The organism is Marinobacter excellens LAMA 842 (assembly GCF_001574445.1).
Classification (GTDB): domain Bacteria; phylum Pseudomonadota; class Gammaproteobacteria; order Pseudomonadales; family Oleiphilaceae; genus Marinobacter; species Marinobacter shengliensis.
Genome location: NZ_LOCO01000041.1, coordinates 1 through 8,890 on the forward strand (window position 1 = coordinate 1; position 8,890 = coordinate 8,890).

General features: G+C 57.1%; 7 protein-coding genes. 5 read left to right on the forward strand and 2 right to left on the reverse strand.

From position 1 onward, the window contains the following. Positions 1-127: 127 nt before the first annotated feature. Together J122_RS19595 and J122_RS19600 are read left to right on the forward strand one after the other, a co-directional pair. Positions 128-1,930: an acyl-CoA dehydrogenase gene (locus J122_RS19595; RefSeq protein ID WP_061333907.1), complete on the forward strand. Its 1,803-nt coding sequence runs from the start codon at positions 128-130 to the stop codon at positions 1,928-1,930. Positions 1,931-2,352: 422 nt separating this feature from the next. Then, entirely contained in the window at positions 2,353-3,132 is a 780-nt protein-coding gene (locus J122_RS19600) for a crotonase/enoyl-CoA hydratase family protein (RefSeq protein ID WP_061333909.1), read from the forward strand. Positions 3,133-3,371: 239 nt separating this feature from the next. Here the strand turns inward: J122_RS19600 and J122_RS19605 are convergent, their stop codons facing one another. Continuing rightward, entirely contained in the window at positions 3,372-4,622 is a 1,251-nt protein-coding gene (locus J122_RS19605) for an alkane 1-monooxygenase (RefSeq protein WP_061333911.1), read from the reverse strand. A 231-nt stretch (positions 4,623-4,853) separates the two neighbouring features. Here J122_RS19605 and J122_RS19610 point away from each other — a divergent pair, with 231 nt between their 5' ends. Next, a complete protein-coding gene (locus J122_RS19610; protein ID WP_061333919.1) occupies positions 4,854-5,105 on the forward strand; it encodes a hypothetical protein in 252 nt (83 codons plus the stop codon). Between the two features lie 79 nt (positions 5,106-5,184). Beyond that, positions 5,185-5,478 carry a hypothetical protein gene (locus J122_RS19615; RefSeq protein WP_061333913.1) on the forward strand — a complete coding sequence of 98 codons (294 nt, stop codon included), beginning with the start codon at positions 5,185-5,187 and terminating at the stop codon, positions 5,476-5,478. Between the two features lie 75 nt (positions 5,479-5,553). Here J122_RS19615 and J122_RS19620 read toward each other — a convergent pair whose 3' ends face one another. Beyond that, entirely contained in the window at positions 5,554-6,492 is a 939-nt protein-coding gene (locus tag J122_RS19620) for a 2OG-Fe(II) oxygenase family protein (RefSeq protein WP_061333915.1), read from the reverse strand. A gap of 181 nt (positions 6,493-6,673) precedes the next feature. Here J122_RS19620 and J122_RS19625 point away from each other — a divergent pair, with 181 nt between their 5' ends. Continuing rightward, the gene (locus J122_RS19625; RefSeq protein WP_061333917.1) at positions 6,674-8,707 is read left to right on the forward strand and encodes a PhoX family protein; all 2,034 of its coding nucleotides are present in this window, start codon (positions 6,674-6,676) and stop codon (positions 8,705-8,707) included. Positions 8,708-8,890 lie beyond the last annotated feature (183 nt).

An 8,890-nucleotide genomic window follows, 5' to 3' on the forward strand; every position in this document is an offset into this window, starting at 1 on the left:
GTGACTCTATCCGGTTGGATACTGCGCCTATACTCTCGGGCACAACCGTGATTCGGCGCGGCGGAGGCACTTGCTCAAAACACTTCTGCCGCGCAGACTCCTAGAGGCAATAAACAGGAGACCTAGAATGACCGACACCCTGATCGACCGCCGAGATCTAGAATTCCAGCTCTACGAAGTGATGAACACCGAAGCCCTCACCGAACGTGAGCGTTTCAGCGAACACAGCAAAGACACCTTCGACGCCGTCATCGAAACCGCCGACAAAATGGCGAAAGAAAAATTCGCCAACCACAACAGCGCTGCTGACAAAGACGAGCCCAGATTCGTCAACGGCCAGGTCGAGATGCTGCCAGACGTCAAACAGGCCTTCGACGCCTACGCCGAAGCCGGCTTCCTCGCCGGCCGCTACGACTACGACCTTGGCGGCATGCAACTGCCGGAATCCGTCATGGCCGCCTGCAACGGCTTCTTCACCGCTGCCAACCCAGGCACCGCCGGCTACCCATTCCTGACCACCGCCGCCGCCAACCTTATCCGCGTATTTGGCAACGACGAGCAGAAGGAAAAATTCCTGCCCAACATGCTCAGTGGCCGCTACAGCGGCACCATGGCCCTGACCGAGCCCCACGCCGGCTCCAGCCTGGCGGACATCCGCACCTCCGCCACGCCCACCGACGACGGCCACTACCTGATCAAAGGCGCCAAGATCTACATCTCCGGCGGTGAACAGAGCATCACCGAAAACATCGTTCACATGGTGCTGGCGAAAATCAAAGGCGCCCCGGCCGGTGTGAAAGGCATCTCCCTGTTTATCGTCCCGAAATTCCACGTCGACGAAAACGGCAACCCGGGCGAACGCAACGGTGTCAGCCTCGCCGGCCTGATTCACAAGCTGGGTTATCGCGGCACCACCAGCACCGCCCTCAGCTTCGGCGACGACGCCCCTTGCCACGGTTATCTGGTGGGCGAACCCCATCAGGGCCTGAAATACATGTTCCAGATGATGAACGAAGCCCGCATTGGCGTTGGCTTTGGCGCTGCCGTGATCGGCTACCGGGGTTACATGCACAGCCTGGAATACGCCAAAGACCGCCTGCAGGGCCGCAAAGCCAGCGAAAAGAACCCCGAAAGCCCGCAAGTGCCCATCATCGACCACGCCGACGTGCGCCGCATGCTGCTGGCCCAGAAGGCATACAGCGAAGGCGGCCTGGCCTTGTGTCTGTATGGTGCCCGGCTGATGGACGACCAGCACACCCACCCGGATGAGCAGAAACGAATGGAAGCGGGCAAGCTGCTGGACCTGCTCACCCCGGTGATCAAAGCCTGGCCTTCTGAGTACGGCCCGAAGGCCAACGACCTGGCGATCCAGGTATACGGCGGCGCTGGCTACACCCGTGAATACCCGGTGGAACAATGCTGGCGCGACAACCGCCTGAACCCGATCCACGAAGGCACCAACGGCATCCAGGCCCTGGACCTGCTGGGCCGCAAGATCTGGCAAGACCAGAGTCACGGCCTGCAACTGCTGATGCAGGAAATGCAGACCGACCTGCAAGCGGCCACCACCGATCGTTGCCAGCAGTGGGCTTTGTCTTTGAGTGAGACGTTGCAGCAGGCGGTTAAAGTCACCCAGAGTCTGGGCAAATCCCTGATGGGTGGTGAGGTAGACAAAACCCTGGCCAACGCCAGCTGCTACCTGCACCTGTTCGGTCACATCATCGTCGCCTGGATGTGGTTGCGGCAGGCTAATGCGGCAGCCAATGCGCTGGCCTCTGCCAACAGCGACAGTGAGCGCAATTTCTACCAGGGCAAGCTTCAGGCCGCCCAGTACTTCTTCCACTGGGAATTGCCCACTGTGGCCCAGGACCTGGTGTTGCTGCGTAATCAGGATGATACGTGTCTGAATATGAAGGCTGATTGGTTCTGAGTTTGGTGCTTTGGTTCTTTTGGTAGCCTGCTTGTTTGGGTGCAGGCACGATCGGTTGGGTGTCCTTTCAGGGACACGCTACGAGCACGTCCATGTGCGCTCGACTGTGGCCATCCATGGCCACAGACGGTCCCTGAAAGGACACCCAGCCGCTCGCGCCCAAGCAGTGGAGTAATTCGCAGGTCCAAAACGCTTTGTTTGGCAAAAATCTGAGTTCTATTTCTAAGTCTGCTGTTTGGTAATACCGCAGAAGTATGACGCGCGGGCGACGGGGAGGGTTTTTCAGGACCGTTGAGGGCCATGGACGGCCCGAAACGAGCCTACAGGGACGTACTCGTGGGCGTGTCCTGAAAAGCCCTCCCCGTTGACCGCGCAGCCACCAAAACACCCAGGCTAGGTACCCAAAGTCGAGGAAAACGCCAATGTCACTCGTAAACATAGAAAAACAAGGCCACATCCTGAAAATAGGCCTGAACCGCCCGGAAAAAATGAACGCCATGAACCGGGCCATGTACCACGAAATTGCAGCCGCCTATCACCAGCTCCAGCACGACCCGGAACTGCGGGTAGCCGTGATGTATGCCGAAGGTGACCACTTCACCAGCGGCCTGCAACTGGATGACTGGGCCGGCGTGTTCGCCAACGGCAAAGGCATCGAACCCGGTGAAGGCGAACTCGACCCGTTCCACATCACCGGAGAAGGGCTCACCAAACCCGTCGTCTTCGCCGCCCAAGGCATCTGCTTCACCTGCGGCGTCGAAATGATGCTCAACACCGACATCCGCGTAGCCGCCAAAGGCACTCGCTTCGCCCAGCTGGAAGTCAAACGCGGCATCTTCGCCTGCGGCGGCGCCACCATCCGCCTGCAGCGTGAAATCGGCTGGGGCAACGCCCAGCGCTACCTGCTCACCGGCGACGAATGGACCGCGGAACAAGCTTACCAGTGGGGCCTGATCCAGGAACTGGTCGAACCCGGTGAACAGTTCGATAAAGCCATGGAAATCGCCGAAAAGATCGCCAAGGCCGCACCTTTGGGCGTTCAGGGCAGCCTGAAATCGTCCAAGATTGCCGTGTCCGAAGGCCAGGAAGTGGCCAAGGAGCGCTTGTTCCCGGAGCTGCGCCCGGTCATGGCCAGTGAAGATGTCAAAGAAGGAATCCAGTCATTCCTGGAAAGAAGGGAAGCGGTGTTCAAAGGCAAGTAGCGGAATTGTCAGGTTATTCCAGATCACGTCCGTAGTGAACCGTCGGATCAGCGACTATCCCACGGAAGCGCAAGCGGCGGGTTGGGGCCACCCTTCCGGGAGTGTGCGCAGCAGGGATGCTGCGCTCAAGCCCCCATGGATGGGTTCACGGCGTCTCCCGGAAGGGTGGCCCCAACCCGCAGCCGGCACCATAACCCAAAGGCTAGGGCCGGTAATCAAGCCATTAAATCAGTCAGACCTCAGGCAGCCTCAGACTCAGAAGCAGAGTCAGCCCGCCGAGCCGCAGCCTCCGCCGCCACCTTCGCAGCGTAATCCGCATACTTGGCCATCAGCTCCTCCTTACGATCAGGGTCCCAGTTGATCTTCGACAGATCCCCCTCGTAGTGGTCAATTACCCGCTTATCCATGGTCTCGTACCACCACTGGGGCAGGTAAGCCGGCAACAACATTGATGCATAGCCACCCGGCAACTGCGGCGCCTTCTCAAAATGCCTCAGCGCCTGATAACTCCGGGTCGGGTGCGCGTGATGGTCTGAATGCCGTTGCAACTGATACAGGAACAGGTTGGTCACCACATGGTTACTGTTCCAGCTATGCTCCGGCTGAGTCCGCTGGTACTTGCCGTTTTCGTCTTTCTGGCGCAGCAGGCCATAGTGTTCAATGTAATTCACACTCTCCAACAGGCTCGCGCCGTACACCGCCTGCGCCGCCAGGAAGGGCACCGCCCTCGGGCCACAGATCAGCGTAGTCGCACCAAAGAACCCGGCGCTCATGGCCCAGCCCTGCAGCAACTCATTGTCCAGGCTCCAGAAGCTCTTGCCCTTCCGCTCAAGCCGCGCCTTCTCGATCTTGACGGCTGACTTCATGCCGCCAAACACCGTGCGCGGCAGGAACTTCCAGAAACTCTCGCCCATCCGGCTGCTGGCCGGGTCTTCCGGGGTGGCTACTCGCTTGTGGTGCCCGAAATTGTGCTCAACCACGAAATGGGTGTAGCCGGTGGGCGCCAGTGCCGCCATGGCCATCAGTTTATTCAGCTTGTTGGACTTGTGGCCCAGTTCGTGGGCGGTATTGATGCCTACACCGTTAATGGCACCCACGGTCAGGGTCAGGCCGATCTTGTCTTCAAGGGGCGTTTTCTTGCGACTGGCCAGCCAGGCGCCCATGAAGGTCATGGCGTACTGGGTGGGAATAAACGCCTTCACAATGCGGTCGTAGTACTTGTCCTGCTCCAGGGACTTCACTGCTGATTCGGGCGGGTTGCTCTTGTCCTCGCCGATGGCACGATCCAGTGCGGGAATGATGCCATGCACAAGGGCTGGACCAGTCCAGGCCAGGGCCTTGAGTTTTTTCGGGGCCAAGGCATAGCCAGTTAACGCCGCCAGGCCAATGCCGGGAAGCGCGGGCCCGAGCAGCCACATGTATCGTTTCGGGTCCTTCCAGGTGGTTTCGACTGGTTGGGAATCCGGGGCACCTTTCACTTTGGCGTTCATGTCTGACTCTCCGTGGGTGTTCTTGGGTTATTGTTTTATCAATCTATGTCGGACAATCTGGCAATTCAACAGTCGTTTGTGGTCGATGGAGACCTTGGCCCCGAATGACAATGCTTGAGGGGTCAACACCGGGCGGAGCCTCGGATGGCTCAGGTGGTCTTTCATTGGAAGTGGCAAGACTTGCGCTTCTGGTCCAGACTTTCTCAAAACAAGAACAACAGGGAAGAAACTATGAGCGTCTCAAATCCTTCTCCTGCGATCATCTCCTGGAGCGTTCAGGAAAGGCTTCGCGAATACGTGCGGTCACGGCAACTGGCCGAGATCGTGTACCGGGACCCGGCAGGGCAGATATGCGTGGTGCATGAAGTTATCCGCGACCTCCTGAGCCGCGCCGGTCATGACTTTCTGGTATTGGGGAAAGGTAAAGTGGTCGGCGTGGAGCATGTCATCATGGTGGACGGCCAGCGGTTAACCAAAGAGTAATCGGCAGGTAATTGCTATCTAAAGGGCATCGGCCCTACTCTGTTGGTGTCGTAAACATGTATCAACAGAGGGATATGTTATGAACAAGCTCACACTGAGCGCACTGGCTTTGGTTGCAACTTTTGGTCTGGCAGCCTGCAGTTCTGAAAGCGACGAAGGTGCGGATTTTGAGCGAGCGGGCGAGAACGCCGGCGAGATGATGGATGATGCCACCGACGCTGCCGAGGAATCCTGGGAAAACGCCACGGGTCAGGATGAAAGTGCCTGGGGCGAGATGAAGGAAGGCGCCGAAGAAGCCGGTGAAGAAATGGGCGAAGCAGCCGATGAAGCCGGTGATGCCATGGAAGAGGGTTATGACGAGATGGTGCAGTAATCTCGAAGTTGCTGGGTCGGCAAGGCGCACTTATGTGCCTTGCCGCTTTACTGGATGTTGATTTGCGTGAACGTATTACCAGAGGAAAGTGATCAGTGCATACCTCACGCCCGATGTAACAGGCTTTACTCCATGTAGTAAGCTCCCGGAAAAGACAAGCGCACTGCCTGCCCCAGGACGGTAAAGATCCGTTGAGTACTCTGGGAAATACAGCTCGCCACCTTCAAAGTCAGTGTTCAGGTTAATTGACAAAGCCAAGCGCCGATGCCTCACCTCCTCCGCGACGTTATCCCGATGCAAACCGAAACAGCCGTTGTCGGTCGATTTGTAGGCCACAACTTTGTAGCCCTCAAACCGAGTGGGCTTGAAGTGGAATGATCGTGTAATCGCTGGTATCAATCCTCGTGCTATTTCGGCAGTAAGCTGCTGTATCAGGCCCTGATCGATCAGCGGATGATCCCAGCGAGACTTGACACGGGGATCGACTTTTAGCTTCTGCTCGCTGCCGATACCTCGATTCATTCTGCTCTCGAAGTTATCCGATTGATGCATTTCAATCAGTGCCAGGGATAGGTCTGGCTCGATGATCGAGTCTGCGAATAGAACCGGTGCCGCTCCCGTGACGATGCGCCCCACCTCTCTTAATGGCGCAACCTGCATTGCCACCTCTTCCAGTAACTCAGGCGAGGGGGTATCGAAGATCTTTTCTATCCTCAATCTTGAAGTCAGTAACACAGCTTTCGTCGCCGTGGAGGCGTTTGCATCCAGCTTTTCACAAAGGCGTTCAGGTAAATTAATGACTGGGCCACCACTTGGACCTAAGCGGGACTTGCCGAACACTAAGATTGTGAGGTTGGCATTTTCCATCCTCTCCAGTGCTTCAAACCTCTGTGGAGAGGCACTGATGATGAGCAGGGCAGGCTTCCCGCAATATTGTTCGTAGAAAAGCCTGTTTGCTCCACCCACCGCCGGCAATACAAAATCTGGAAATGGCTCACCAGCGCGTAACTTCATTGAAACTCCCTGAGTCGCGATTCTGTTATCTACTCGCCTATTGTCCTGTTTATACGTGACAAAAGCTTTGCAGCCGCTGTCATAAATATGACCAGTACTTGCAATCACATCGTCAACCAAACGCAATGATTAATAGCGACCATCAGGTTTCCGAAACATAACTCGAAAAGAGAGAGAAACCATGGATAAGCGTAATCTCAACCCCGTTCATCAAGACCCAGGTTACGAGCCTGAGTGTAATAACTCCGGCAATCGCACCTTCGGCTCTATTCTTGAGGCCCGTCTCGCCCGTCGTGGCGTTTTGAAAGGCGGTCTTGCAGCTGCCGTTGCAGGCGTTTTTGGCGGGGCAGCTCTGACTGGATGCGGAGGTTCAAGCTCCTCTGGCGGTACGGGCGGTTCGACAACGGCGCCTGACCTTGTAGGCTTTAAGGCTGTTCCCGTGAGTGAGGCAGACTCCATTGTCGTGCCTGAAGGATATTCTGCTCGTGTGATTGGCGCCTGGGGCGACCCGATCTTGTCTAACGAGGGCGTTTTCCCTGAGTTTTCACTGGATAATTCCGGTGCCGATCAGGCGGCCCAGATCGGCTCCCACCACGACGGCATGCATTACTTCCCGATTGAGGGGAGCTCGGAAGATGGTTTGCTTGTCCTGAACCACGAATACATCGAACCCCGCTTCATGCATCAAGCTGCTCAGGGTCAGAACTTCGGCAGCGGTTCTTTCCCGATGATTGATGAGTCAACCCGGGATACCGATCAGGTGCTTCGTGAAATGAATGCGCACGGTGTATCCGTGTACCGGGTGCAGCGTGATGCCAGCGGTGTGTGGGCGCCTGTGCAAGGAGATTCGTTCAATCGTCGGATCACCGCCCTGACCGCGATGGAAATTTCCGGGCCCGTCCGGGGTTCTGATTTTGTCAAAACCCAGTTCAGCCCGGCCGGTACCGAAACCCGTGGAACCCTGAACAACTGTGCCCATGGCGTAACACCCTGGAACACTTACATGATGTCTGAGGAGAATTGGGCGGGTTACTTCCTCAATACCGCTGAACAGCCGGATTCCCAGAGTCGCTACGGTGTTCGTTCCTCAGGTTCGTCCCGCTATGCGTGGGAACTGGCTCAGAGCGGCGAAGAGCAGTACACCCGATTTAACGCCACTCCATCCGGCGCGTCCGCAACGGATGACTTCCGTAATGAACCCCATTGCTTTGGCTGGATGGTGGAGTTCGATCCGTTCGATTCGGCCTCCAAACCGGTCAAACGCACGGCGTTGGGTCGATTTGCCCACGAAGGGGTCGTCTTTGCTCCTGCAATCGAGGGTCAGCCGGTTGTCTGTTACTCCGGTGATGACGCGCGCTTTGAGTACATCTACAAGTTCGTTAGCGCCCAGCCCTATCATGCCGCTACGGCCGGTGGACACCTTTTGGATTCTGGTACCTTATACGTCGCCAAGTTTAACGACGACGGCACCGGCGAGTGGATTCCCCTGGTCTTTGGCTTGGGTGAGTTGACTGCTGAGAACGGCTTCAGCAGCCAGGCGGATGTGTTGGTACGCACACGCTCTGCTGCCGATGCGGTCGGTGCTACAAAAATGGACCGTCCTGAGTGGGGGGCAGTAGATCCAAACACCCGCGAGGTGTACTTCACACTGACCAACAACTCCCGCCGGGAAGAGAGTGATGAAGCTAACCCGCGTGCTGCCAATCCCTGGGGACATATCATTCGCTGGCAGGAAGGAAATGACTCTGGAACTGCCATGGTATTCAACTGGGATATCTTCCTGCTGGCTGGTCCTGAGGACGATTCGGAGTTTCAGAATGCCGGTCTGGATGATGATCAGAAATTTGTTAACCCCGATGGCCTTTGGTTCGACGCAGATTCCCGTCTGTGGATCCAGACCGACATCAGTGAAAGCGTCCAGAACAGTGGCGATTTTGCCCAGTTCGGTAATAACCAGATGCTGGCTGCAGACCCGGTCAATGGCGTTTTGCGCCGATTCCTGACAGGCCCTATTGGCCAGGAAATCACCGGCGTTGTCACCACCCCGGACCAGCGCACAATGTTTATCAACGTGCAGCACCCTGGCGCAACAACAAGCCGTGATGATTTTGAGAACGGCAACCTGATCAGTCACTGGCCAGACGGCGGAAACAGTATTCCGCGTTCTGCCACGGTGGTGATCACAAAGGATGACGGTGGCAAGATCGGCAGCTAACGCTCCGTCACGTTCCGCCCTGAAAACCGTACCCTTTGGGGTGCGGTTTTTTTTGGTGCGCCAGGCATGGCGCGTAGCGCCTTGACGGGCGCTGTTCCGGTACAGGTGGTGCTGGCCGGATGACTTGGGGGTGCAAGTCCCCTGTGGGCCCGGCAAGGGGAACCACTAGCCGGACGGCAAGGG